The organism is Mycobacterium sp. DL99 (assembly GCF_004762045.1).
Lineage (GTDB): Bacteria > Actinomycetota > Actinomycetes > Mycobacteriales > Mycobacteriaceae > Mycobacterium.
Map to the genome: position 1 here is coordinate 6,522,357 of NZ_SJOM01000007.1, position 25,662 is coordinate 6,548,018.

Consider the following 25,662-nt stretch of genomic DNA (forward strand, 5'->3'; position numbering starts at 1 on the left):
CACCACACACACCCCGGATACGCCTGGCGTTTTCCGGTATGTGGCCGAAATCTGAGACAATGCTGGCTAGCTAGCCCGGCAGACGGCCGGAAACCAGCATGGAGGGGCCGAATGTCGAGTCTGCGTCGCGGTGACCGTGGCGGAGCAGTCACCGAGATCCGGGCAGCGCTGGCCGCGTTGGGTCTGATGGACGGTCCTGACGCCGACCTGAGCACCGGTAGGCATGTTGCGCTCGACGCGTTCGATGACGAGCTCGACCGCGCCGTCCGGGCATTTCAGCAGCACCGTGGCCTGTTGGTGGACGGAATCGTCGGGGAGGCCACCTATCGCGCGCTGCGCGAGGCCTCCTACCGGCTCGGGGCCCGCACCCTGACCCACCAGTTCGGTGCGCCCATGTACGGCGACGACGTGGCCACCCTGCAAGCCCGCCTACAGGACCTCGGTTTCTATACCGGCATGGTCGATGGGCATTTCGGCCTGCAGACCCACAACGCGTTGTCCTCGTACCAGCGTGAGTACGGGCTGTACCCCGACGGTATCTGTGGACCGGAAACGTTGCGCTCGTTGTATTTCCTGGGTTCGCGGGTGACCGGCGGGTCGCCACATGCGATCCGGGAAGAGGAGCTGGTACGTCGCTCCGGGCCGCAGCTGTCCGGTAAGCACGTCATCATCGATCCGGGCCGCGGCGGAGCAGACCACGGCATGATCATGAACGGGCCCGACGGTCCGATCAGCGAAGCGGACATCTTGTGGGACTTGGCAAGTCGGCTGGAAGGCCGGATGACCGCGATCGGCATGGAGACGTTCATCTCCCGGCCGGCCAACCGCAGCCCGCTGGACACCGAACGTGCCGCCACCGCCAACACGGTCGGCGCCGATCTGATGATCAGCCTGCGGTGTGAGAGTCAGCGCTCCCCCTCAGCCAATGGCGTGGCCTCATTTCACTTCGGCAATTCGCACGGTTCGGTGTCGACCATCGGCCGCAATCTTGCCGACTTCATTCAGCGAGAAGTTGTGGCGCGCACCGGTTTACGTGACTGCCGGTCCCACGGCCGCACCTGGGATCTGCTGCGGCTGACCCGGATGCCCACCGTTCAGGTCGACATCGGCTACATCACCAACCCGCATGATCGCGGTCTGCTGCTGTCCACCCATACCCGTGATGCGATCGCCGAGGGCATCCTGGCGGCGGTCAAGAGACTGTATCTGTTGGGCAAGAACGACCGGCCGACAGGAACCTTCACCTTTGCCGAGTTGTTGGCGCATGAGCTTTCGGTCGAACAGGCGAGCCGCGGCGCGTGAGCGCCGGTTCTGCCTGAACGCCGGTTCAGCCCCTGCAACCGAGCACCCGGCCACCCGATGGTTGTTTCGTCATGTGACACCTCACATCTGGTGGATCACGTGATCAGATTGAGCGCTCGAACTCACTTCAGCTCGGCGACTGGACCGTTCGGATCCAGTGGCTCGCAGCTGTCCTCGCCAACGGTCGTCGAGCACTTCGCCGCGGGGAGAACGGGCTGGTATCCCGGAGCGGTGCCACCGTCGCGCGTGATCTGCGTATAGGTCGCCACAGCGTCGGTGGGAACGCGCTTGAGTGTCGGGTCACCCAGGGCGTCGACCGTATATAGGCCGAAACGTGGCCGGTAGCTTCCCCATTCGTAGTTGTCGACCAACGACCAGTAGTTGTAGCCGATGATCGGGACACCGTCGGCTTTGGCTCGCTGCAGCCAGAACACCGTGTCCTCGAGATACTGCGACCGGGTCACCCTGTCGGACCGCGGATTACCGTTGTCGGTGACCATCCCGTTCTCGACGACGTAGATCGGCAGGCCCGGATACTGCTGGGCGTAGTGGCGCGCCACATAGTAGATGTCCTCAGCCTGCAGTTTGGTGTTCCATCGCGCCATCAGGCTCTGCGCCGAGGCCGGGTTGTCGTGGGCTGTTCCGGTGTAGTAGTCGAACCCGAGGTAGTCGAGGCTTTCCTTGATCCGGTCGAAGAAGGAGCCCTCGAGGCCCTTGACTCCGAGACCGGCGAACTGCGCCAACACTTCCGGCGAGATATACGCCTCGTTGGAAGTGACCTTGGCGTCCGGATCGGCGTCGTGCGCCGCGCGGTACACAGCGCGGTGGGCGTCGGCCACTCGGTCGAGGAATGTGTTGAACTGGTCTGGTTTGATCGCGCCGGTGCGTAGCTCCATCGCCCCGAAGGCCACCGGTTCGTTGATGCTCACCCACAGCACACCTTGTCCCGCATAGCGTTTGGTGACCGCCGTGGCGAAATCCTCGAACGCCCCCACGTTGTTCATGAATCCACCCTGGTCGGCGATCCACCCTGGATATACCCAGTGCATCAGCGTGATCATCGGGGTCATGCCGTTCTTGTGCAGCGTCGCGACCACGTCGTCGTAGTACGCCAGCTCTTTCTCGTCCCACTTGCCCGGTTCGGGCATCACCCGCGCCCATTCGATGCCGAGGCGAAAAGTGTTGACACCCATGGCATGCGCGTTGGCGATGTCCTCGTGGTAGCGGTGTCGGAAGTCGACGGCCTGTTGGTACGGGTCGACCGCGCCGGCGCCCAGGGGATCGGAGGCGGGCGTCACTGGTTTGTTGGCTGTCCGGTCGACGTACCGGCGCCAGTTACTGTCGGGCGCATCTCCTTCCACCTGGTATCCGGCGGTGGCAGTGCCCCAGTAGAAATCGCGGTCCCAGGCCACCGGCTGCGTGGCCTCTGGCTGCGCGTCACAGGCGGACGTACTCAATGCGGCGAGTACGGCGGACGCCAACACGATCCTGTTCCACTTCATGACCATACAAAAACCATACACTGCACTGTTTTATCGGGAGAGGAGCCTCTCCCACACGGCGCGGACATGGCCGCCCATGTCGATCGACGGATCGGACATCCATTGGATCTGGATGCCATCAGCTGCGGAGATCAGTGCCGCGGCAACGAATTCGGCGTCAACATACTCGGGCAGGGTACCCGCGGCCTGTCGCCGCCTCACGTAATCAGCGACGACATCGCGTATCCGCACGTACCGTTCCCGCAGATACTGCGCGGCCGGATGCGACGGGTCGATCGCCGCGGCGGCCGCCAACGAAAGGTAGACCGTTCCCGATCCGGGCTTGCTCGCCTTGTCAACCATGGCCTGCGCGAGCGCCTCACCGGGGTCGATATCGACATCCGAATTCCGGTACCACTCTTCGAATTTCGCGTCGCCGTCACGCTGTATCTCGGTGAGCAGGAGATCGCGCGTCGGGAAGTAGTGCATCACGCCCGCCAGGCTGATTCCGGCCTCCTTGGCGATCAGCCGCATCGATGCGCCGGCCTCGCCATCACGCTCCAGTAGCGCCAGTGCGGCCGCCTTGATCTCCGCACGTTTGACCTCACCCTTGGCATACCGCCCCACAGCTGGCATGACCACAGGCTAGGGCTCCACCGTCGTCACTTCCAACCTTCGGTCCAGCAGTCCTGCCCAACAAGCCGACAAGCTCACCGTTGCGGCCTCGAGCCGCATAGCCAGCGCTCGAGCCGCCCCGCAGCCGGCCGACGAGACTGCTCAGCCTGCCGGCACGATCTGCCGATGGCGGTTACGTCAGGCTGGTCTGTCGGACAACGCTTTTCGCGCCGACGCCGGCTCCGGACATCCCCGCACCGATCGGCAACTCTATCCGAGCGTTCTCCAACAGGCGCTCGAGCGCGGCCTCGACTTCAGCCTTCCAGCCGAGTCCCTTGTCGAGTTCCAGGCGCAGCCGCGGGAAGTACGGGTGCGGTGCCACGACCGTGAACCCGACGTCTTCGAGAAAATCGGATGACAGCATGCAATCGTCAACCGAGCAGTCCCCCAGCACTGCCACCACCGGAGATAACTCGACGGGCAGCTCGCCGCTGTCGGCCGTTTCAGCCACGGCCGAGGTGTAGCCGAACGCCTCCAATGCCCGAACACCGCGCCGCACCAGATCATTGACCACCGCGGCAAGCAGACTCTGGGACAACAGCTCGCGGTCGTCGGCGCACTCCACACCGACCGCGGTCAGCAGAATCGCATCGGCGCTCACCGGAGCAGTCGGAAAGAGCCGGGCCCGCGGCACCGCACCCGGGGGTGCATAGAACGCGAAGCCCAGGCACGGATCGTCGATGATGGCTGGAGCCGTCCAGTCATCGCCCGCGGCTGACATCTCGGAGTCAGCTACGCCGGCTCGGATCGCCAGATCGATCTCGGCACCGGAGCCGGCGTCTGGCCCAGCACCTGGCTCCCCTGCCGGTCCATCCGGGCGAGCGGTGACCGCAAGCTGACCGCACGACCCCCACTCGAGCATCACCATCGAGAGCCAGGCTTCTTTTTCGAATTCAGGGTCCGTCAGGTGGTCGTCGCCCACTGTGGACGGATCGACTTCCCAGAACACACAGCGCCGCGCATGCTTGGGCAGCTGCTCGAAGCCCTCGAGCCGAAGCGGTGTGATTCGTGCTGTCACTGAGGTCCCTGGCTTTCACACTTTGTGCGTGGCTGCCCCTCAAGAATAGGAGAGTCCGCCGGAGTCGGACCACTGCGCCCCGAAAATCTCATCGAGCTCCGCCTCCAAAGTGAAATGCTATGCCGCACAGATGCTTTGCGCTATGTGGTGCTCGCGACTCCGGGCGCTGATCACTGATGTGTCACAGTGACGGAACAACCTGGTGTCGTTGGTCGTGGGTTCTCAGTGCTCTTCGGCGCTCATAATTTCGACAATGCGCTGCAAATCGTCAACCGACCCGAACTCGACCACAATCTTGCCTTTTCGTTTGCCGAGACTCACGGTGACCCGAGTATCGAAGGCTGACGAGAGCCGTTCAGCAACGTCCTGCAGACCCGGCATCTGAATCGGCTTGCGCCGAGGTGCCGGCGGCGCGGTGTTGCCGTCTCGGTTGGCCAGTGTCACGGCCTCCTCAGTCGCCCGCACCGACATACCCTCGGCGATGATCCGGGCGGCCAGCTCCTCTTGCTTCTCCGCTCCCCCCTCCAGGGCGAGCAGCGCCCGTGCATGGCCCGCGGACAGCACGCCGGCCGCCACGCGACGCTGCACGGCGATCGGCAGCCTCAACAACCGGATCATGTTGGAGATCAGCGGCCGCGAGCGCCCGATCCGGGCGGCGAGTTCATCGTGGGTGACTTCGAATTCGTCGAGCAGCTGTTGGTAGGCGGCGGCCTCTTCCAGTGGGTTGAGCTGTACCCGGTGAATGTTCTCCAGCAGCGCATCGCGCAGCATGTTGTCGTCGCCGGTCTCGCGGACGATCGCGGGGATCGTCTCCAGGCCTGCCTGCTGTGCGGCCCGCCAGCGGCGCTCGCCCATCACCAACTGGTAGTGGGATTGACCGTTCTCCTCGACAGCGCGGACAACGATCGGCTGCATCAATCCGAACTCACGGATGGAGTGCACCAGCTCGCTGAGCGCCTCCTCGTCGAACACCTGGCGGGGCTGACGCGGATTCGGCTGGATCAGGCTGGGATCGATCTCGCGGTACGTCGCACCGACATCACCGGCGGCCAGGACCGGGTCCGCGCCATCGTGCGCGGGGGATGTCGGGGCCGCCGCCCCGCCATCACCAGAGTTGGACGATGGACCGAGCAGAACGTCCGCCGCGGTCGCACCGATCCTTGGGCTCAGGGCGTCGGTACCGTCCTCAGCGGGACCGGTCGGAATGAGGGCTGCCAGTCCCCTGCCAAGGCCACTCCGCTTCCGTGCCGGCTGATTCATGGTCGTCTCCTGCTCATCGCTGCCGTCCGCTGTCTGTCTGCTGCTGGTGGTTACTGGCGCCTAGCGACCGCGGGGCGGCGCCCCGCGCTCTGCGATCTCGCGGCTCGCATCGAGATAGCTCAACGCGCCGCGGGAACCCGGATCGTAATCGAGGATCGTCATCCCGTATCCGGGCGCTTCCGAAACCTTCACGCTCCGCGGGATGACCGTCCGCAACACCTTGTCACCGAAGTGCTCCCGCACATCCTCGGCCACCTGATCCGCCAACTTGGTCCGCCCGTCGTACATCGTCAGTATCACGGTGGACACCGACAGCTCCGGGTTCAGATGCGCCTTCACCATCTCGATGTTGCGCAGCAGCTGCCCCACACCTTCCAGCGCGTAGTACTCGCACTGGATCGGGATCAGGACCTCGGGGGCAGCCACCAGAGCGTTGATGGTCAGCAATCCGAGGGACGGCGGGCAGTCGATGAACACGTAGTCGAAGTTGTGGTTCGCCAGGGCCGCGAGCGCCGAGCGCAGCCGCCCCTCACGAGCCACCATGCTGACCAACTCGATCTCAGCACCGGCCAGATCGATCGTCGCGGGAATGCAGAACAGCCGGTCGCTGTGCGGGCTCTGCTGGAGCGCCTCCTCCACCGGGATATCCCCGATGAGGACCTCGTAGGAGGACGGGGTCCCGGGCCGGTGCTCGATGCCGAGAGCTGTGCTGGCATTGCCCTGCGGATCGAGATCGATCACCAACGTCCGCAATCCCTGCAGCGCGAGCGCGGCGGCGACGTTCACCGCGGTGGTCGTCTTGCCGACGCCGCCCTTCTGATTCGCGATCGTGAACACGCGTTGGCGCGCCGGCCGGGGAAGCTGCCCGTGCGAGGTGTGGAGCACGCGAGTCGCCTGCTCCGCCTCAGCCGCAATCGGGGTGTCCATGCTGGCGTCCGTGGACCACGGGGTAGCGCCACCGTTTTTCCATGTTTCACGTGAAACCGTTTCACGTGAAACGGCGGGCTGAGCACCCCCGCCAGCGGCTGCCTGCCTATCAGAACCCATCCTCATCTCCTGCCCGATCTCCCCCGCGACCCGGAGGCTCTGCCCGTTGACCGGCTGCCCGGTCTCACCGCTCCGCGCCGCACGGCGACCACGGTTACGGGTGGGTTCAAATAGTTCACGCCACATTTCACCACCCTGGCATCGACTGCACCCAGGGAAGCCATCACACGCCGGTGCTCTTCAATCTCGGCCTCAGCGCGCTCGCCTTTGAGGGCAAGCATTCTTCCGTCGACGCGCAGCAGCGGCATGCTCCAGCGCGTCAACTTATCCAGCGAGGCGACCGCACGCGATGTCACCACATCCAATTCGCCCACGAGTTTGCGAACCTCGGAGTCCTCTGCCCGACCGCGGACCACCGCCACATCGAGGCCCAAATCGTCAACAGCTTCACGCAAGAACTCGCTGCGACGTAGCAACGGCTCGATCAACGTGACATGGACATCGGGGCGCGCCATGGCCAACGGGATACCCGGGAGGCCGGCGCCGCTGCCGATGTCGGCGACGCGCTCATCGGGAGCCAGAAGCTCTCCGAGAGCCGAGCTGTTGAGAATGTGTCGATCCCAGAGCCGGTCCACTTCCCGCGGACCAATCAGACCCCACTCGACACCGGCACCGGCCAGAATTGCCGCGTACCGCTCGGCGGTCTTCAGACGATCTCCGAAGACCTCCGCCGCGGCGTCCGGTGCCGCGGGGACCGGTCCATGTTTCACGTGAAACATCCTCCGCACTCCCTACGGCACCGTCGCCGCAAATGAACTACACCTTTGTAACTAAAGCTCAGCCAAGCAGAACGACGACGCGTCGCGACGGCTCCACGCCCTCGCTCTCGCTGCGGACACCGTCGACCGCGGCCACTGCGTCGTGCACGATCTTGCGCTCGAACGGCGTCATCGGAGCCAGCTCCTCACGCTCCCCCGACTCCAGCACGCGGCGGGCCACCTTGTCACCCAATGCCGCGAGCTCGTCGCGACGACGACGACGCCACCGCGCGATGTCGAGCATCAGCCGACTACGCTCGCCGGTCTTCTGGTGCACGGCCAGCCGCGTCAGCTCCTGGAGGGCGTCGAGCACCTCGCCCTTGCGGCCGACCAGCTTGCTCAGATCGCCACCGCCGTCGATGCTCACCACGGCCCGGTCCCCTTCGACATCAAGGTCGATATCGCCGTCGAAGTCCAGCAGGTCGAGCAGCTCCTCGAGGTAGTCGCCGGCGATCTCGCCTTCGGCGACCAGTCGCTCCTCCAGGTCGTCCTCGCTCTTCGGCGCGGACTGAGTGTCCTCCTCCAGCTCGGCGCCGGGCTCGGTCGTCTGTGCGTCCGTCATATCCGTCTTCTCCCTACTTGTAGCCAGTGTGAGAACTGGTCACCGTTTCCGCTTCTTGGGGCGTGCACCGGGCTTGGGCGTGCGGTTCACGCTCGGCCCTCCCGATCCACCAGCCGTGTCACTCTGGTCCTCCGTCTGCGCCTCAGCGGCGTCCGTCTGGGTACCCGCCGCGTCGCCGCTCTCCGTCTGGCTCGCAGATTCGGCCTTCCGGGCCCGGTTGGGCTTCGCACCAGGGGCCGGCGCATTCGCCGAGCGGCGTTCCATCGCCTCGACCTTCTTGGCTTCTTCTTCCTTCTCGATCATCCCGAACACGTAGTGCTGCTGTCCGTAAGTCCAGATGTTGTTCGACAACCAGTAGATGATCACGGCCAGCGGCAGGAACGGCCCACCGACCACCACACCGAGCGGGAACACGTAGAGCGCGAGCTTGTTCATCATCGCGGTCTGTGGGTTGGCGGCGGCCTCCACGCTCTGGCGAGCCACCGAGGCCCGGCTGTTGAAGTGCGTGGCGATGCCGGCCAGGATCATGATCGGGACGCCGACCGCAACCACAGCGAGCCGGTTGAATTCCGTGAACGCCTCGAGCCCGTGCTGCTGAACCATCGTCGCGCCGAGCGGTGCCCCGAACAGGTTCGCGTCGAGGAAGTGGCCGACGTCGGTGGCGCTGAAGACGTAGTTGGCCAGACTCCGGTTCTCATCCACCGACAACCCCAACCGGCCGATGCCGGTCTGCGTCCGGTTGAAGGACATCAACACGTGGTACAGGCCGAGGAACACCGGCACCTGCGCCAGCATCGGCAGACAGCCGAGGATCGGGTTGAACCCGTGCTCCCGCTGAAGCTTCTGCATCTCCAGCGCCATGCGCTGCCGGTCCTTGCCGTACTTCTTCTGCAGCGCCTTGATCTGAGGCTGCAGTTCCTGCATCTGCCGCGTGGTGCGGATCTGCTTGACGAAAGGCTTGTAGAGGATCGCGCGCAACGTGAACACCAGGAACATCACCGACAGCGCCCAGGCGAAGAAGTTCTCGGGGCCGAGCAGGAAGGCGAACGCCTTGTACCAAACCCACATGATCGCCGACACCGGGTAATAGATGATGTCCAGGCTGAACCAATTAAACACGCGACTTGCTCTCCCATCGCTTCGCTGGGGTATCCCAGACAAGGTTTTCGGCGACGGCTATCTCGCCAGAGACGGTCTCATCAGAGCTGATGGACTCGTGATCGTGAAGGCACCGGTCCGGGATGGGGTCCCATCCACCCGGGTGCCACGGTCCGCATTTCAGCAGTCGGATCAACGTCAGCCACCCGCCGCGGACCAAGCCGTATTCGGTGAGGGCATCGACCGCGTACTGGCTGCAGGTCGGCATGAATCGACACGACGGCAGCCGAAGCGGAGAGATGGTGTGACGGTAGAGCTGAATCAGGAAGATCGCGCCGCGGGCAGCACCGGCACCCGCTCTGCGGATCATGGTGACGTCCCGCGCCGCGCTTCAAGGCGCTCGAGAGCGCGGTGCAACTGCTGCTCCAGACGCGGTGACGGCGCTTCACTGCTGCCTGCGCGAGCCCGGATCACCACGAGGTCCGTGGCGTCCAGTTTGGGAATCACGGTGCGGGCGGCATGACGCAGCCGCCGCGACACCAGATGACGTTCCACGGCGTTGCCGACGGCTTTGGACACGATCAGACCGACCCGCGGGCCGGTAGCGTCCGTCCCCTCGTGGAGCGCGTGTACGACAACGTCAGGTTGAACCGCACGCACGCCACGACTGACGGTGGCACTGAACTCCGCGGACCGCCTCATCCGGTATCGAGCCGGGAGCACCGCGCTAGATCCTGCGTCGTATCACGCAGTAAGTGCGCGACGGCCCTTGCTACGGCGGTTGGCGACGATGGCGCGGCCGGCGCGAGTGCGCATCCGCAGCCGGAACCCATGCACGCGCGCACGGCGGCGGTTGTTGGGCTGGTAGGTCCGCTTGCCCTTGGCCACGGCAATCTCTCCTTGTTCCGTTTGGTACCCGCGCCTCGCCGACACCGAAATGTCGCCAAGAACACGGTCACCGTGCAAGCTCGGTTTAAGCTCGTCCGTCGTGCTTTTCTAACCGGCGCGTTCTCCGGAACATCCCGGGCGCAGCCGTACCGCCACGTGCGGGCGACTGCTCGAGGGTACTGATGAGAATTCCCTCGGTCAAACCTGCGCCGAACCGCCCACATCGTCGGCGTTCGATGTTGCAGAACTGTTGGCACATCGAGAGAAAACTGTTAGCTTCTGGCAATGCCGTTCCGAGCCTGGACCGGCCCCGGACAATAAGATGAGGACGTCGCTCCGCCGCAAGCCTCACAGCATGTGACGAACCCGGCCACGACGCTCTCACAACAGACAACAGAGCGACGACGACTGTCCTTTCTCCACAAGCTGTGGATAAATATGTGGACAGTTCGTCATCGTTCTTTTTGGTCGTCACCGGGTCGACCTCGAAGCACCTCAAAGGGGGAAACGGTCGTTGACAGCGGACCCCGACCCACCATTCGTCGCCGTCTGGAACAGCGTCGTAGCCGAACTCAACGGCGACCGCGGCAAAGAGTCCGGTTCCGCGGGTGATGCAGCCGCACCTCAGCTGACCCCTCAGCAAAGGGCCTGGCTCAAGCTGGTGGAACCACTCGTGATCGCCGAGGGATTTGCTCTGCTCTCGGTCCCCACCACGTTCGTCCAGAACGAGATCGAGCGCCATCTGCGTGAGCCCATCATCAACGCGCTCAGTCGCAAACTGGGCCAGCGTGTCGAGCTCGGTGTGCGCATCGCCACCCCGTCCAAGGAACCCGAGGACTCCCCCGCCGAGTCGCCGGCGGATTCCCGGGACGCCAGACCCGCTGCCACGTCAACGGACCAAGCTTCCGACAACGACGAGATCGACGACGACCGCGCCGCAAAGGTCAGCGCCGAAGAGACCTGGCCGACCTACTTCAGCAGCCCGCAGCGTGACTCCACCGTCAGCGACGACAACGCGGTCAATCTGAATCGGCGCTACACCTTCGACACCTTCGTCATCGGTGCGTCGAACCGATTCGCCCACGCCGCGACCCTCGCCATCGCGGAGGCACCCGCCCGCGCGTACAACCCGTTGTTCATCTGGGGCGAGTCCGGCCTCGGCAAGACGCATCTGCTGCACGCGGCCGGAAACTATGCGCAACGTCTCTTTCCCGGCATGCGCGTGAAGTACGTCTCCACAGAAGAATTCACCAACGACTTCATCAACTCCCTGCGCGACGACCGCAAGGCCTCGTTCAAGCGGAGTTACCGCGACATCGACATCCTGTTGGTCGACGACATCCAGTTCATCGAGGGCAAGGAAGGTATCCAGGAAGAGTTTTTCCATACCTTCAACACCCTGCACAACGCCAACAAGCAGATCGTCATCTCCTCGGACCGGCCGCCCAAACAGCTCGCCACCCTCGAGGACCGACTGCGTACGCGTTTCGAGTGGGGTCTGATCACCGACGTCCAGCCGCCTGAGCTCGAGACGCGCATCGCGATCCTTCGTAAGAAGGCTCAGATGGACCGTCTGGACGTGCCTGATGACGTGCTGGAGCTCATCGCCAGCAGCATCGAGCGCAACATCCGCGAGCTCGAGGGTGCGCTGATCCGCGTCACGGCCTTCGCCTCGCTCAACAAGACCCGGATCGACAAGTCGCTGGCCGAAGTCGTGCTGCGCGATCTCATCGCCGACGCCACGACCATGCAGATCAGTACCGCTGCGATCATGGCCGCCACCGCCGAGTACTTCGAGACCACCGTGGAGGAGCTGCGCGGCCCCGGCAAGACCCGGGCGCTGGCGCAATCCCGGCAGATCGCCATGTATCTGTGCCGTGAGCTCACCGATCTGTCCCTGCCCAAGATCGGCCAGGCGTTCGGTCGTGACCACACCACGGTCATGTACGCGGAGAAGAAGATCCGCGGCGAGATGGCCGAACGACGTGAGGTTTTCGACCACGTGAAGGAACTCACCACCCGGATTCGCCAGCGCGCCAAGCGCTGAATCCCGCGCCGCATCTCTCCCTGACGCCTCGAGACAACCCTCTCGAGCGCGGCTCACTCGTGCCGTCTTACAGCTTCCGGCGTCTCACATCGTGGTCTCTTCAGGCCCGTCTGGCGAAAAATCTTGTAACAACTTCCGCCCCATTACGCATCACAAGTCACAGCTGACCGCTGTGGATACCGCTGTGCACAACCTGCGGGCAAACCACGGGATGAATGACAAAATCATCCACACGATGTCATTTGTCCACACTCGAGCGCCGGTCCATCCACCGGTCTCCACAGCCGACTCACATTCCGACACACCTACGGTGCTGGGCAAACACCCCTTCATCCCCAGTTTTCACAGCCCCTAATACTGTTACTCAAATATCTTCTAAGAGTTCTTTCTAGAAGAAGGGGGTTGGGGACACCGGACGGACCGTGCGTCCGCTCGAGCTCACGAAGCACGGATGTCACCCCGATCGATTAGCTTTCAAGTTCATGCGGAAAGCTCTACGGTGGTTCATCGACAGCGGTTTCCAGCTTTGTCATTCAGCGCTCATGCTGCGTGGTGTGGTTTTCGGAAGACGCAGGTAGAGCTCGTAATGGGGATCATCGAAGGGGCGCAAAGCACGTGGCGACGACGACGGCTGGGCTGACCGACTTGAAGTTCCGCGTGGTGCGTGAGGACTTCGCGGACGCGGTGGCCTGGGTGGCCCGCAATCTGCCGACCCGGCCCACCATCCCGGTGTTGGCCGGCGTCCTGCTGACCGGCACCGATGAGGGCCTGACCATTTCCGGCTTCGACTACGAAGTCTCCGCTGAAGTCCGTGTCAGCGCTGAAATCGCCTCTCCCGGAAGCGTTTTGGTGTCAGGACGGTTGTTGTCCGACATCACCAAGGCCCTGCCAGCCAAGCCGGTCGAGCTCAGCGTTGAGGGCACCCGGGTGGCATTGACCTGCGGCAGTGCCCGGTTCTCGCTGCCGACCCTGGCGGTCGAGGACTACCCCGCACTGCCGACCCTGCCGGACGAGACCGGCGTGGTGTCATCGGATCTGTTCGCCGAGGCGATCGGCCAGGTCGCCGTCGCCGCCGGTCGTGATGACACTCTGCCCATGCTGACCGGTATCCGGGTCGAGATCTCCGGTGAATCAGTGGTTTTGGCGGCGACCGACCGCTTCCGGCTCGCCGTGCGCGAGCTGACCTGGGAAACCAGTGCCAGCGACATCGAAACCGCCGTGCTCGTTCCGGCGAAGACCCTGGCCGAGGCTGCCAAGGCGGGTACCGACGGTAACCAGGTGCACCTGTCGCTGGGTTCCGGCGCGTCAGTGGGCAAGGACGGCCTGCTCGGAATTCGGAGCAACGGCAAGCGCAGCACCACCCGCCTGCTCGATGCGGAGTTCCCGAAGTTCCGTCAGCTGCTGCCGACCGAGCACACCGCGGTGGCCACGATCGGCGTGGCCGAGCTCACCGAGGCGATCAAGCGTGTGGCGCTCGTGGCAGACCGGGGTGCCCAGATCCGTATGGAATTCGGCGACGACGTGCTGCGGCTGTCGGCCGGCGCCGATGACGTCGGCCGGGCCGAGGAAGATCTGCCCGTCGACTTCGCCGGTGATCCGCTGACCATCGCGTTCAACCCGACCTATCTGACCGATGGGTTGAGCTCGTTGCATTCGGACCGGGTGACTTTCGGTTTCACCACGCCGAGCCGGCCCGCAGTGTTGCGGCCCACGAGCGAGGATGCTGGTACAGGTGGCGGTTCGGGTCCGTTCCCGGCTGCCAAGACCGATTACGTCTACCTGCTGATGCCGGTACGCCTTCCCGGCTGACCGGCGCGGGCGAGAGAGGGCGCACATGCAACTGGGGTTAGTCGGCCTGGGCAAGATGGGCTTCAACATGCGCGAGCGCCTGCGCACCGGTGGTCACGAGGTCGTGGGATACGACCCTCGCCCGGAAGTGAGCGACGTGGCCAGCCTCGCGGACCTGGCCGGTGCGCTCGAGACGCCGCGGGTTGTCTGGGTGATGGTGCCGTCGGGCACGGTCACGCACGAGACCATCGTCGCGCTTGCTGATGTACTGGGTCCCGGTGATCTGGTGATCGACGGTGGTAACTCGAGGTACACCGAAGATGGTCCACACGCAAAGTTGTTGGGCGACAAGGGAATCAAATTCATCGACGCGGGTGTTTCGGGTGGCGTCTGGGGTCTGCACGAGGGTTACGGGCTGATGGTCGGTGGTAGTGACGCCGATGTGGCTCGAGCCATGCCGATCTTCGACACGTTGCGCCCTGAAGGTGATGTGGCTGACGGATTCGTCCACGCCGGCCCGGTGGGCGCGGGTCATTACGCCAAGATGGTGCACAACGGCGTCGAATACGGCCTGATGCACGCCTACGCCGAGGGATATGAACTGCTGGCGGCCGAGCAATTGATCACCGATCCCCAGGCGGTGATCCAGGCCTGGACGAACGGCACCGTGGTGCGGTCGTGGTTGCAGCAGCTGCTGGCCAAGGCACTCAAGGAGGATCCAGGTTTCTCCGCGATCAGCGGTTATACCGAGGATTCCGGGGAAGGTCGCTGGACCGTGGAGGAGGCGATCAGCCACCGGGTCCCGATGCCGGTGATCGCGGCGTCGTTGTTCGCCCGGTTCGCCTCGAGACAAGAGGACTCCCCCACCATGAAAGCCGTCTCGGCCCTGCGTAACCAGTTCGGTGGCCATGCGGTGCACCGGATCAGTGAGTCCGGGTAGGCGCAATTCCGATGTATGTCCGTCACCTGGGACTGACCGACTACCGGTCCTGGGCTCATGTCGAGCTCGAGCTCGAGCCCGGCCGCACGGTCTTCGTCGGGTCGAACGGCTTCGGTAAGACGAATCTTGTTGAGGCACTGTGGTATTGCGCCACACTAGGTTCCCATCGGGTGGCCTCTGACGCCCCGTTGATCCGGGCCGGTGCGCCCCGCGCGATCGTCTCGAGCATCGTGGTCAACGAGGGGCGGGAGCTGGCCGTCGATCTCGAGATCACCAGCGGCCGGGCCAACAAGGCCCGGCTGAACCGCTCACCGGTCCGCTCGCCCCGCGAAATCCTCGGGGTTTTGCGGGCGGTGCTGTTCAGTCCTGAGGACCTCGCACTGGTCCGGGGGGACCCCGGTGAGCGGCGGCGCTACCTCGACGAGCTCGCGACCACCCGGCGCCCGGCGATAGCGGGTATTCGCGCCGACTACGACAAGGTCGTGCGGCAGCGCACGGCATTGCTGAAAACCGCTGCGGGAGCACGTTATCGAGGGGATCGTAGCGCGCTGGACACCCTCGATGTGTGGGACGGACACCTCGCTGCCCACGGCGCGGCGTTGACTGCCGCGCGCATCGCGCTGGTCGAGCAGCTGCATCCCGAGGTTCAGAAGGCTTATCAATTGTTGGCGCCGTCCAGCAGGCCCGCGGCCATCCGGTACCGCAGCAGTGTGGAGGCGATCGAGAACGCTCCGGGTCCGGAATCCGTGGAGTTCTACGAGGCCGCGCTGCTGGACGCGTTGGCGCGACGCCGCGACGCGGAGTTGGATCGCGGGGTCTGTCTGGTCGGTCCGCATCGTGACGATCTCGAGCTGTGGCTGGGCGACCAACCCGCGAAAGGCTTTGCCAGCCATGGTGAATCGTGGTCGATGGCGCTGGCCCTGCGGCTGGGTGCCTACGAATTGCTGCGGTCGGACGGCGTCGATCCGGTGCTGTTGCTCGACGACGTCTTCGCCGAGCTGGATACTTCGAGGAGGCAGGCTTTGGCGGCGGTGGCCGGAGAAGCCGAGCAGGTACTGGTGACCGCGGCGGTCGGTGAGGACATCCCGCAGGACTGGGCGGTCAACCGGGTTGAGATCAGGATGACAGAGGGCGACCAGGGACGGATATCGGTGGTGCAGTCATGACGAACGATCCCGCAGAATCCCGTGATCCGGCTGCCCCCACCCCCGCGGTCTCCCCGGAAGATCTGACCCGGATGCGCGGCATGGATCTGGTGCGGCGAACCCTGGAAGAGGCTCGAGGCGCGGCCCGCAGCCAGGGCAAGGATGTCGGCCGAGGCCGCCGTGCCCCGGTACGGCGGGTGGCGGGCAATGCCGGCCGGCGCCGCAGCTGGTCGGGTCCGGGGCCCGATGTCCGCGATCCGCAGCTGTTCGGGTCCGCGACCCAGGATCTGGCCAAGGTGCGGGGCTGGTCCTCGAGGGTTGCCGAGGGTTCGGTGTTCGGTCGGTGGCGGACAGTGGTCGGCGACCAGATCGCCGACCATGCCAACCCGACCGGCCTGAACGAGGGCGTGCTGACCGTCTCGGCGGAGTCCACCGCGTGGGCCACCCAGCTGCGGATGGTGCAGTCCCAGGTGTTGGCCAAGATCGCCGCCGCGGTCGGCGACGGTGTGGTGACCTCATTGAAGATCGTGGGCCCCGTCGGCCCGTCGTGGCGGAAAGGTCGATATCACGTCCCAGGCCGCGGCCCTCGAGACACCTACGGCTAGGACCGCGCTCAGAACCGCCGAGACGCGCTAAATGGATCTTCTCAAGCGTCCGAAGGCACCGATGCCCGAGAAATTCCGCGCACGGCGCAGTTAGATAGGTGGAAACGCCGCTACAGAGTCGGCCCTGTACGTGTCGACCGGTAGACTGTGGCGAGATCTGCAGGGCGGTGACGCAACCACCTCCCGCGAACCCCAAGGAGACGCGTCCGACGTGGCTGCCCAGAATCAGTACGGTGCCGACTCGATCAAAGTGCTGGAAGGCCTCGAAGCCGTTCGCAAACGTCCCGGCATGTATATCGGCTCCACCGGTGAACGTGGCCTGCACCACCTCGTGTGGGAGGTCGTCGACAACGCGGTAGACGAGGCGATGGCCGGCTTCGCGACGAAGGTCGACGTGCGCATCCTCGAGGACGGCGGAGTCCAGGTCACCGACGACGGGCGAGGCATTCCGGTCGCCATGCACGCCACCGGTATCCCGACGATCGACGTGGTGATGACCGTTCTGCATGCCGGCGGCAAGTTCGAGGAGGGCGCCTACCAGGTGTCCGGCGGCCTGCACGGCGTCGGTGTCTCGGTGGTCAACGCGCTGTCCACGCGGCTGGAGGCCGATGTCCGCACCGATGGATATGAGTGGTTCCAGACCTACGACAACTCGGTCCCGGGAACCCTGCGAAAGGGTGAGAAGACCAAGGAGACCGGCACCACCATTCGGTTCTGGGCGGATCCGAACGTCTTCGAGACCACGGTGTACGACTTCGAGACCATCGCACGGCGGCTCCAGGAGATGGCGTTCCTGAACAAGGGCCTGACCATCGAGCTCACCGATGAGCGGGTGACCAAGGACGAGATCGTCGACGAGGTGGTCGCCGACACCGCGGCCGCGCCGAAAACCGCGGAAGAGACGGCCGCCGAGGCCGCCGCACCCCACAAGGTGAAGCACCGCACCTTCCATTACCCGGGCGGTCTGGTCGACTTCGTCAAGCACATCAACCGAACCAAGACCGCGATCCAGCCCAGCGTGATCGATTTCGACGGCAAGGGCACCGGCCACGAGGTCGAGATCGCGATGCAGTGGAATGCCGGCTACTCCGAGTCGGTGCACACGTTCGCCAACACGATCAACACCCACGAGGGCGGTACCCACGAGGAAGGTTTCCGCGCTGCGCTGACCACCGTGGTGAACAAGTACGCCAAAGACAAGAAGCTGCTCAAGGACAAGGATCCGAACCTCACCGGTGACGATATTCGTGAGGGGTTGGCAGCGGTCATCTCCGTGAAGGTGGCCCAACCGCAGTTCGAGGGTCAGACCAAGACCAAGCTCGGAAACACCGAGGTGAAGTCGTTCGTTCAGAAGATCTGCAACGAGCAGCTCACCCACTGGTTCGAGGCGAATCCGGCCGAGGCGAAAACTGTTGTGAACAAGGCAGTTTCGTCAGCACAGGCTCGTATCGCCGCGCGCAAGGCCCGCGAACTGGTTCGGCGTAAGAGCGCCACCGACATCGGCGGCCTGCCGGGCAAGCTGGCCGACTGCCGCTCGACAGATCCGACGAAGTCCGAACTGTATGTGGTGGAGGGCGATTCAGCCGGCGGCTCGGCCAAGAGTGGCCGGGATTCGATGTTCCAGGCCATCCTGCCGCTGCGCGGCAAGATCATCAACGTCGAAAAGGCCCGTATCGACCGGGTTTTGAAGAACACCGAAGTCCAGGCCATCATCACCGCCCTGGGCACCGGCATTCACGACGAGTTCGACATCAGCAAGCTGCGCTACCACAAGATCGTGTTGATGGCGGACGCCGACGTCGACGGCCAGCACATCTCGACCCTGCTGCTGACCCTGCTGTTCCGCTTCATGAAACCGCTGGTCGAGCACGGCCACATCTTCCTGGCGCAGCCGCCGCTGTACAAACTCAAGTGGCAGCGCCAGGAACCGGAGTTCGCCTACTCCGACCGCGAGCGGGACGGTCTGCTCGAGGCGGGCAAGGCGTCGGGCAAGCGGATCAACATCGACGACGGTATCCAGCGCTACAAGGGTCTCGGCGAGATGGACGCCAAGGAACTGTGGGAGACCACCATGGATCCGTCGGTGCGGGTATTGCGTCAGGTGACGCTTGACGACGCCGCTGCGGCCGACGAGTTGTTCTCCATCCTGATGGGTGAGGACGTCGAGGCGCGGCGCAGCTTCATCACGCGTAACGCCAAAGACGTCCGGTTCTTGGACGTTTAGGCGGACCACTCATGCCCTGCGCGCCACCGTAATTCACGTCGCGTCCAGATGGCCTTTGACCGCATCAAGCCGAGCCAACGAGCGAGGAACTCATGACTGACACCACGTTGCCACCTGGCGACGGAACATCTGACCGCATCGAACCGGTCGACATTCAGCACGAAATGCAGCGCAGCTACATCGATTACGCGATGAGCGTGATCGTGGGCCGCGCGCTGCCCGAGGTCCGTGACGGCCTCAAGCCGGTGCACCGCCGTGTGCTGTATGCGATGTACGACTCCGGTTTCCGGCCGGACCGCAGCCACGCCAAGTCGGCGCGCTCGGTGGCCGAGACGATGGGTAACTACCACCCGCACGGCGACTCCTCGATCTACGACACCCTGGTCCGGATGGCTCAGCCCTGGTCGCTGCGGTACCCACTGGTCGACGGCCAGGGGAACTTCGGCTCGCCGGGTAACGATCCCGCGGCCGCGATGCGTTACACCGAAGCCCGGCTGACGCCGTTGGCTATGGAGATGCTGCGTGAAATCGACGAGGAGACAGTCGAGTTCATTCCGAACTACGACGGTCGGGTACAAGAGCCGACGGTGCTGCCAAGCCGGTTCCCCAACCTGCTGGCCAATGGTTCGGGCGGCATCGCCGTCGGCATGGCCACCAACATCCCGCCGCACAACCTGCGCGAGTTGGCCGAGGCCGTGTACTGGTGCCTGGAGAACCACGAGGCAGATGAAGAGGCCACCCTCACCGCGGTGTGCGAGCGGGTCAAGGGTCCGGACTTCCCCACCAGCGGCTTGATCGTCGGATCCCAGGGCATCCACGACGCCTACACCACCGGTCGCGGCTCGATCCGGATGCGCGGTGTGGTGGAGATCGAAGAGGACAACCGGGGCCGCACCGGCATCGTCATCACCGAGCTGCCGTACCAGGTCAACCACGACAACTTCATCACCTCGATCGCCGAGCAGGTGCGCGACGGCAAGCTGGCCGGCATCTCCAACATCGAGGACCAGTCCAGCGACCGCGTGGGCCTGCGAATCGTGGTGGAGCTCAAGCGCGATGCCGTCGCGAAGGTTGTGCTGAACAACCTCTACAAGCACACCCAACTGCAGACCAGCTTCGGCGCCAACATGCTGTCGATCGTCGACGGGGTGCCGCGCACGCTGCGCCTGGACCAGATGATCCGGCATTACGTCGCACACCAACTCGACGTGATCATCCGCCGGACCCGGTACCGGTTGCGCAAGGCCAACGAGCGGGCCCACATCCTGCGCGGTCTGGTCAAGGCCCTCGACGCACTCGATGAAGTGATCGCGTTGATCCGCGCCTCACAGACCGTCGAGATCGCGCGCGCCGGCCTGATCGAGCTGCTCGACATCGACGAGATCCAGGCCCAGGCCATCCTGGACATGCAGTTGCGCCGGTTGGCCGCCCTGGAGCGCCAGAAGATCGTCGACGACCTGGCCAAGATCGAAGCCGAGATCGCCGACCTCGAGGACATTCTGGCCAAGCCGGAACGGCAGCGGGCGATCGTCCGCGACGAGCTGGCGGAGATCGTCGAGAAGCACGGTGACGACCGCCGGACCCGGATCATGCCGGCCGACGGCGAGGTCAGCGACGAGGACCTGATCGCCCGGGAGGACGTGGTCGTCACGATCACCGAGACCGGGTACGCCAAGCGCACCAAGACCGACCTCTACCGCAGCCAGAAGCGCGGCGGCAAGGGCGTGCAGGGCGCCGGGCTCAAGCAGGACGACATCGTCAACCACTTCTTCGTCTGCTCGACCCACGACTGGATCCTGTTCTTCACCACGCAGGGTCGCGTCTACCGGGCCAAGGCATACGACCTGCCGGAAACCTCACGCACCGCGCGCGGTCAGCATGTGGCGAACCTGCTGGCGTTCCAGCCGGAAGAACGCATCGCCCAGGTCATCCAGATCAAGAGCTACGAGGATGCGCCATACCTGGTGCTGGCCACCCGCAACGGTCTGGTGAAGAAGTCCAAGTTGGTCGACTTCGACTCCAACCGGTCGGGCGGCATCGTCGCGGTGAACCTGCGCGACGGTGACGAGCTGGTCGGCGCGGTGCTGTGCTCGGCGGAGGACGATCTGCTGCTGGTCAGCGCGAACGGCCAGTCCATCCGGTTCTCGGCGACCGACGAGGCGCTGCGGCCGATGGGTCGGGCCACCTCGGGTGTGCAGGGCATGCGGTTCAACGAGGATGACCGGCTACTGTCGCTCAACGTGGTCCAACCGGATACATATCTGCTGGTCGCGACCGCGGGCGGCTACGCCAAGCGCACCGCGATCGACGAGTACACGGTTCAGGGCCGCGGCGGCAAAGGCATCCTGACGATCCAGTACGACCGCAAACGTGGCAGTCTGGTCGGAGCGCTGATCGTCGATGACGAGACGGAGCTTTACGCCATCACCTCCGGTGGCGGTGTAATCCGGACCGCCGCACGTCAGGTTCGCAAAGCCGGGCGCCAGACCAAGGGTGTCCGCTTGATGAACCTGGGCGACGGCGACACACTGATTGCGATTGCGCGCAACGCCGAGGAGGACTCGGATGCGGATGGTGAAGAGTCCGACGAGGCGTGACGCCGTCGCTGAGGCCCGACGCGGACCTCGGCCTGAGCTAAGGAGCTGTTAGGTGAGTTCACCGAGCGAGCCGGGGTACCCGCGAGCGGGCGACCGGCCCGGCAGCTCCAACGGCTCAGGTGCCGGGGCCGCCGGGACCGAGAGCACTTCGACGGCGAGCAAGACCGCCGGGGTCCAGGCTCGGCCCGCGGGCGGTCAGATCACCGAGACCGGTGAGGTGCCCCCGTGGCAGCGCGGAACCGGCAGGACCACGCCGCAGCCGCCAACCGAGACGCGCGACGAGAGTGCCCGTACGCCCGGCTCCCACTCCCCCGGTGTGGAAGCCCGACTGCAGCGCTTCGTCGCGGGCGCGGAGACCCAGGAGACGGAGCAGCAGCCCCGGCCGGCACGCGCGCCCTCGTCGGCCCCGGCCGCGCCGTCCGCCCCGCGCAGCGAGCCGGTGCGGTCCGAGGCCTACGCGAGCGAAATTCCGGACCTGTCGGCGCCGTCCCAGCGTCCGTCGCAACGCAAGACATCCGCCGATACCCAGGCGCCCAGATCCTCGAGTAACAGCCCGACAACCCGGATCCAGGTGGCCAACCGCACCCCGCATCAGGGGCCGGTCCGGGCCAGCATGCAGATCCGCCGGGTCGATCCGTGGACTGTGCTGAAAGTCTCACTGGTGCTGTCGGTGGTGCTGTTCTTCGTATGGATGATCGCGGTGGCATTCCTGTACCTCGTGCTTGGCGCGATGGGCGTGTGGAGCAAGCTGAACAGCAACGTGGGCGATCTGCTGACCAGCGCCAGCGGCGCCTCAGGAGGCGAATTGGTCTCCAGCGGAACGATCTTCGGAGGGGCTGCGCTCGTCGGCCTGGTGAACATCGTGGTGCTGTGTGCGATGGCGACCATCGGGGCCTTCATCTACAACCTGACCACCGATCTGGTCGGCGGAGTCGAGGTCACGCTGGCCGACCGGGATTGATTTGGGAGTCTGCGCCCCGGTGCGGTAATCTCTGCGCTCGGTCGATCCCAATTTTCGGGCCTATAGCTCAGGTGGTTAGAGCGCTTCGCTGATAACGAAGAGGTCGGAGGTTCGAGTCCTCCTAGGCCCACGACACCCGGTGTAACCGGTGATCATCGAGAGGTTGCGCCATGCGGTTCATACTTCTGGCCGGCATCGCAGCCGTCGCGGTGATCGTCTGGCGATCACGACACGGTGAAGAGGTTTGGCACGACGCGGAAAATCCGCAGTCGCGTCCGAGCGAGGGGCCTTAGCTCAGTTGGTAGAGCGCTGCCTTTGCAAGGCAGATGTCAGGAGTTCGAATCTCCTAGGCTCCACAAATCAAAACAGTAATGAGCGGTTCCGGGGTCAGATGCCGGAGCCGCTTTTTGTTCGTGACCTCGACTCACCCAGTCGGTAAGCTGCCGCTGTCCACAGACGGCAGGCCGGAGACCGTCTGCCCTCGGCATGCTCCATACAAAGCCGGTAGCGCCACCGTGAGGAAGAGGAACTACGTGATACGAGCGTTCATCGTCGGACTGGCCGTGCTGGCGGTCGCTGGTTGCGGATCGGAAAGCAAGCCGGCGTCGTCGGATCCTGCTGCCACCTCGGCTCAGGCCGGGGCGAGCGACGAGCAGCAGATCCGCGACCTGATCGATGAGCAAGAAGCTGCGATGGCGGGTTTCAATTTCGACAGGATGGCCGAGCTGACCTGTGCGCAGTACCGTGACGCCGTTCTGGCCCAGCCGGACACGATGTTCCCACCGCTCAGCGAGGTCGGAACGCCTGAGGAATTGGCCGCGAAGCCTGCCGACGTGATGGCCGAGGCGTTCAAACAGCAGTACCCCGCCGCATCAGACGCCACGATCGGCCAACTGGTCGATGCATTGATCGGCTATGACGAACCGGCCTACAAGGCGGCGAACCTCGAGATTCTCCGGCAGACAACGACAGTGACGATCGACAAGGTGGAGAACGTCAAGGTCACCGGAGACAACGCGACCGCTGATCTGACCGTCACGTGGAAATCGGGCGACAAGCCACCAGCCACCAGCACGGAGCCGAACACGTTCCGCCAGGAAGACGGCCAATGGCTGGACTGTCAGGGGCCGTCGTCGGAATAGCCGGCCAGCCGGCACCCGGGATCGTCATGTGTCACAACAATTTGGCAAGTTCTGGGGGCCGGATCAGGGCCGGGGTGTCACGTCCACGCTCGGTGGCAGCGACGAGGGCTCGGGCCGGTTGGACCGCCGCACGATCGAGAATGCCACGGCCCCACCGGCCAGGACCGCTGCGGCGACCGCGGCGATCGCCAGCCCGCGACGGCGCCGCTTGGGCTGTGGCGCCGCGGCGGCCTCCTGCAGTACCTCGGGCAGTGCGGCCACCGCGGCTGCGGCCGCGGCAAGCTGACGGCGCAGCTTGCCCGACTCGTAGCGCTTGCGTAGCCCGGCCGCCGCGGCGGACACCGTGTTGGCGCTGATGCCCACCACACCACGGGTCACGTCGACCGGACCGATGGTGCTGTATTTCAAACCGCGGGCTAGGCGCTGACGGGGGGCCAACCGGGTATCGACGTTCGCGGTCATCTGGCACCTTTCTGGGCACTGGCGGCGGAGGTGGAGTGGGCCGGTATGTCGGCTGAGATCCAGACTGCCATCTCTGCGCGAGTCGCGGGGTGTTGGTGGGGTATCTGACGGTTGCCGGCGGCCGGGATGGCAGACTGAGTAGCCGTGACGAGCCCCATTCAGACCGCGACGGCGACACTGCACACCAATCGCGGCGACATCAAGATCGCACTGTTCGGAAACCACGCTCCCAAGACCGTGGCCAACTTCGTCGGCTTGGCGCAGGGCACCAAGGACTACAGCACCGAGAATGCCTCGGGCGGAACCTCCGGTCCGTTCTACGACGGCGTCGTCTTCCACCGGGTGATCGACGGCTTCATGATCCAGGGCGGCGACCCGACCGGCACCGGTCGCGGCGGCCCGGGCTTCCAGTTCGCTGATGAGTTCCACCCCGAGCTCCAGTTCGACAAGCCCTACCTGCTGGCGATGGCCAACGCCGGGCCGGGCACCAACGGCTCCCAGTTCTTCATCACGGTCGGTCAGACCCCGCACCTGAACCGGCGCCACACCATCTTCGGTGAGGTCGTGGATCCGGAGTCCCAGAAGGTGGTCGACGCCATCGCGTCCACCGCCACCGATCGTTCCGATCGCCCGGCCGAGCCGGTTGTCATCGAATCGGTCACCGTGTCATAACGGGCCCAACCCCGCACCTACAAATGCGCGACGCCCCCCTAGTCGGGGGCGTCGCGTGTTGTGTGGGGTCCCTTCACTCACCGGGCCGCGAAACCGGCCTGTGTGAGCGCGTCCAGGACGTCGAGAGGGTCCGTTCCGAGATCCCAGCGCGTGAGGACCACCAAGCGGTCGTCGACGGTGTCGATCTCCAGCAGGCAGACCTTGCGGGCGATCCGGCGGAACTCGGTGATGCGGATCGTCCGGATCTCATTGCGGCGATATGTCCGGGTGTGCCACCACCCTGCGACCGTGAGACCGTCTTGGTTAATTGCCAGTTTGGGTCGTGCCCGCCACGACAATGTTGCGAACGTGAGCAATCCCACCCCAGCTATGCCGGCAAGAACACGTCCGGGCGGGTCTGTGATCAGGGTCACAGCTGCGATAGCCATCATAAGTCCGCCTATGCCGCAACCAGCGACTCCGGCAGCAGGTGGGCCCCATTGAGTTTGCTGCACGGGCTCTTCACACCCTCTTACCGCGACTAATGGAGTTATCCACAGGTGCTATCCCCAATGGGGATGAATCACAACGATGTGATTGAGCATCGCCAAGGTTGCTGAACCGGTAACGCTAAAACCGTAAGATGAATTCATTATGACGTCGTCCGGGGTTATCGCCAGCGCATGGTGAGCAACAGCCCACTGATCATGAAGGCAAAGGCCACCGCGTAGTTCCACGGACCCATGTCAGCCATCCACTGGAGGAAGGACGGGGTGTCGACGGGGTTGGTCGCGGCCAGCTGGAACACCAACAGCCACAACAGGCCGAACAGCATGAGGCCGATGAACAGCGCGACGAACCATACACTCGACGGCCCGGCTTTCACCTTGACCGGGGTCCGGCTCACCGCCTTGATGGTGAAATCGTTCTTCTTACGGACTTTGGACTTGGGCATGGGTACCTTCGCGGACAGTCGGCGTCACACGGTGCGACGATGAGGCAGGATGCCTC

25 protein-coding genes and 2 tRNA genes are annotated in these 25,662 nt (G+C 64.7%); 13 read left to right on the forward strand and 14 right to left on the reverse strand.

Annotation, left to right across the window (positions count from 1 at the left end; all coding sequences use genetic code 11):
- Window positions 1-111 precede the first annotated feature (111 nt).
- A complete protein-coding gene (locus tag EYZ64_RS31715) occupies window positions 112-1,302 on the forward strand; it encodes an N-acetylmuramoyl-L-alanine amidase (protein ID WP_135459674.1) in 1,191 nt (396 codons plus the stop codon).
- Between the two features lie 122 nt (window positions 1,303-1,424).
- Here the strand turns inward: EYZ64_RS31715 and EYZ64_RS31720 are convergent, their stop codons facing one another.
- From EYZ64_RS31720 to rpmH, 11 genes are all read right to left on the reverse strand, one after another.
- Window positions 1,425-2,804, reverse strand: coding sequence for a glycoside hydrolase family 1 protein (locus EYZ64_RS31720; RefSeq protein ID WP_135460370.1), 1,380 nt, complete (start codon window positions 2,802-2,804; stop codon window positions 1,425-1,427).
- Window positions 2,805-2,834: 30 nt separating this feature from the next.
- Window positions 2,835-3,419 carry a TetR/AcrR family transcriptional regulator gene (locus EYZ64_RS31725; RefSeq protein ID WP_135459675.1) on the reverse strand — a complete coding sequence of 195 codons (585 nt, stop codon included), beginning with the start codon at window positions 3,417-3,419 and terminating at the stop codon, window positions 2,835-2,837.
- A gap of 172 nt (window positions 3,420-3,591) precedes the next feature.
- Window positions 3,592-4,476, reverse strand: a complete 885-nt coding sequence (locus EYZ64_RS31730) for an acetyltransferase (RefSeq protein WP_135459676.1) — start codon at window positions 4,474-4,476, stop codon at window positions 3,592-3,594.
- A gap of 222 nt (window positions 4,477-4,698) precedes the next feature.
- Window positions 4,699-5,736 (reverse strand): ParB/RepB/Spo0J family partition protein, encoded by a 1,038-nt coding sequence (locus EYZ64_RS31735; protein ID WP_135459677.1) that lies wholly within the window; start codon window positions 5,734-5,736, stop codon window positions 4,699-4,701.
- A 60-nt stretch (window positions 5,737-5,796) separates the two neighbouring features.
- The gene (locus EYZ64_RS31740) at window positions 5,797-6,663 is read right to left on the reverse strand and encodes a ParA family protein (protein WP_286175237.1); all 867 of its coding nucleotides are present in this window, start codon (window positions 6,661-6,663) and stop codon (window positions 5,797-5,799) included.
- 122 nt (window positions 6,664-6,785) lie between these two features.
- Window positions 6,786-7,502 (reverse strand): 16S rRNA (guanine(527)-N(7))-methyltransferase RsmG, encoded by a 717-nt coding sequence (rsmG, locus tag EYZ64_RS31745; protein WP_167858056.1) that lies wholly within the window; start codon window positions 7,500-7,502, stop codon window positions 6,786-6,788.
- Window positions 7,503-7,560: 58 nt separating this feature from the next.
- Window positions 7,561-8,103 carry a Jag family protein gene (locus EYZ64_RS31750; protein ID WP_055119208.1) on the reverse strand — a complete coding sequence of 181 codons (543 nt, stop codon included), beginning with the start codon at window positions 8,101-8,103 and terminating at the stop codon, window positions 7,561-7,563.
- A 39-nt stretch (window positions 8,104-8,142) separates the two neighbouring features.
- Window positions 8,143-9,171 (reverse strand): membrane protein insertase YidC, encoded by a 1,029-nt coding sequence (yidC, locus tag EYZ64_RS31755; protein ID WP_450071025.1) that lies wholly within the window; start codon window positions 9,169-9,171, stop codon window positions 8,143-8,145.
- A gap of 43 nt (window positions 9,172-9,214) precedes the next feature.
- Complete coding sequence (yidD, locus tag EYZ64_RS31760; protein ID WP_135459680.1) at window positions 9,215-9,571, reverse strand: membrane protein insertion efficiency factor YidD; 357 nt, start codon at window positions 9,569-9,571, stop codon at window positions 9,215-9,217.
- The gene (gene rnpA / locus EYZ64_RS31765; RefSeq protein ID WP_135459681.1) at window positions 9,568-9,924 is read right to left on the reverse strand and encodes a ribonuclease P protein component; all 357 of its coding nucleotides are present in this window, start codon (window positions 9,922-9,924) and stop codon (window positions 9,568-9,570) included. The genes yidD and rnpA overlap by 4 nt, the downstream gene beginning before the upstream one ends.
- 21 nt (window positions 9,925-9,945) lie before the next feature.
- Window positions 9,946-10,089, reverse strand: coding sequence for a 50S ribosomal protein L34 (gene rpmH / locus EYZ64_RS31770; protein ID WP_003883350.1), 144 nt, complete (start codon window positions 10,087-10,089; stop codon window positions 9,946-9,948).
- Between the two features lie 514 nt (window positions 10,090-10,603).
- Here rpmH and dnaA point away from each other — a divergent pair.
- From dnaA to EYZ64_RS31830, 11 genes are all read left to right on the forward strand, one after another.
- Entirely contained in the window at window positions 10,604-12,136 is a 1,533-nt protein-coding gene (dnaA, locus tag EYZ64_RS31775; RefSeq protein ID WP_135459682.1) for a chromosomal replication initiator protein DnaA, read from the forward strand.
- Window positions 12,137-12,751: 615 nt separating this feature from the next.
- Window positions 12,752-13,945, forward strand: a complete 1,194-nt coding sequence (dnaN, locus tag EYZ64_RS31780) for a DNA polymerase III subunit beta (RefSeq protein ID WP_135459683.1) — start codon at window positions 12,752-12,754, stop codon at window positions 13,943-13,945.
- Window positions 13,946-13,970: 25 nt separating this feature from the next.
- Window positions 13,971-14,864 (forward strand): phosphogluconate dehydrogenase (NAD(+)-dependent, decarboxylating), encoded by an 894-nt coding sequence (gnd, locus tag EYZ64_RS31785; RefSeq protein ID WP_135459684.1) that lies wholly within the window; start codon window positions 13,971-13,973, stop codon window positions 14,862-14,864.
- Between the two features lie 11 nt (window positions 14,865-14,875).
- A complete protein-coding gene (gene recF / locus EYZ64_RS31790; protein WP_135459685.1) occupies window positions 14,876-16,030 on the forward strand; it encodes a DNA replication/repair protein RecF in 1,155 nt (384 codons plus the stop codon).
- Window positions 16,027-16,614 (forward strand): DUF721 family protein, encoded by a 588-nt coding sequence (locus tag EYZ64_RS31795; protein ID WP_135459686.1) that lies wholly within the window; start codon window positions 16,027-16,029, stop codon window positions 16,612-16,614. The genes recF and EYZ64_RS31795 overlap by 4 nt, the downstream gene beginning before the upstream one ends.
- Window positions 16,615-16,825: 211 nt before the next feature.
- Complete coding sequence (gyrB, locus tag EYZ64_RS31800) at window positions 16,826-18,838, forward strand: DNA topoisomerase (ATP-hydrolyzing) subunit B (protein WP_135459687.1); 2,013 nt, start codon at window positions 16,826-16,828, stop codon at window positions 18,836-18,838.
- Window positions 18,839-18,930: 92 nt separating this feature from the next.
- Window positions 18,931-21,435, forward strand: a complete 2,505-nt coding sequence (gene gyrA, locus EYZ64_RS31805) for a DNA gyrase subunit A (RefSeq protein ID WP_135459688.1) — start codon at window positions 18,931-18,933, stop codon at window positions 21,433-21,435.
- Window positions 21,436-21,487: 52 nt separating this feature from the next.
- Window positions 21,488-22,396 (forward strand): DUF3566 domain-containing protein, encoded by a 909-nt coding sequence (locus tag EYZ64_RS31810; protein ID WP_135459689.1) that lies wholly within the window; start codon window positions 21,488-21,490, stop codon window positions 22,394-22,396.
- Window positions 22,397-22,452: 56 nt separating this feature from the next.
- Window positions 22,453-22,526: transfer RNA gene (locus EYZ64_RS31815), tRNA-Ile, on the forward strand.
- A 153-nt stretch (window positions 22,527-22,679) separates the two neighbouring features.
- Window positions 22,680-22,752 (forward strand) — tRNA-Ala (locus tag EYZ64_RS31825).
- Window positions 22,753-22,911: 159 nt separating this feature from the next.
- Window positions 22,912-23,538, forward strand: a complete 627-nt coding sequence (locus EYZ64_RS31830; protein WP_135459691.1) for an Rv0361 family membrane protein — start codon at window positions 22,912-22,914, stop codon at window positions 23,536-23,538.
- 63 nt (window positions 23,539-23,601) lie between these two features.
- Here EYZ64_RS31830 and cwsA read toward each other — a convergent pair whose 3' ends face one another.
- Window positions 23,602-24,000, reverse strand: coding sequence for a cell wall synthesis protein CwsA (gene cwsA / locus EYZ64_RS31835; protein WP_135459692.1), 399 nt, complete (start codon window positions 23,998-24,000; stop codon window positions 23,602-23,604).
- Between the two features lie 144 nt (window positions 24,001-24,144).
- Here cwsA and EYZ64_RS31840 point away from each other — a divergent pair, with 144 nt between their 5' ends.
- Window positions 24,145-24,672: a peptidylprolyl isomerase gene (locus tag EYZ64_RS31840; protein ID WP_135459693.1), complete on the forward strand. Its 528-nt coding sequence runs from the start codon at window positions 24,145-24,147 to the stop codon at window positions 24,670-24,672.
- A 77-nt stretch (window positions 24,673-24,749) separates the two neighbouring features.
- On the opposite strand, the gene EYZ64_RS31845 is transcribed toward EYZ64_RS31840, so the two are convergent.
- On the reverse strand, window positions 24,750-25,166 hold the full coding sequence (locus EYZ64_RS31845) for a PH domain-containing protein (RefSeq protein WP_135459694.1): 417 nt from the start codon (window positions 25,164-25,166) through the stop codon (window positions 24,750-24,752).
- Between the two features lie 155 nt (window positions 25,167-25,321).
- Entirely contained in the window at window positions 25,322-25,606 is a 285-nt protein-coding gene (crgA, locus tag EYZ64_RS31850; protein ID WP_075924053.1) for a cell division protein CrgA, read from the reverse strand.
- Window positions 25,607-25,662 lie beyond the last annotated feature (56 nt).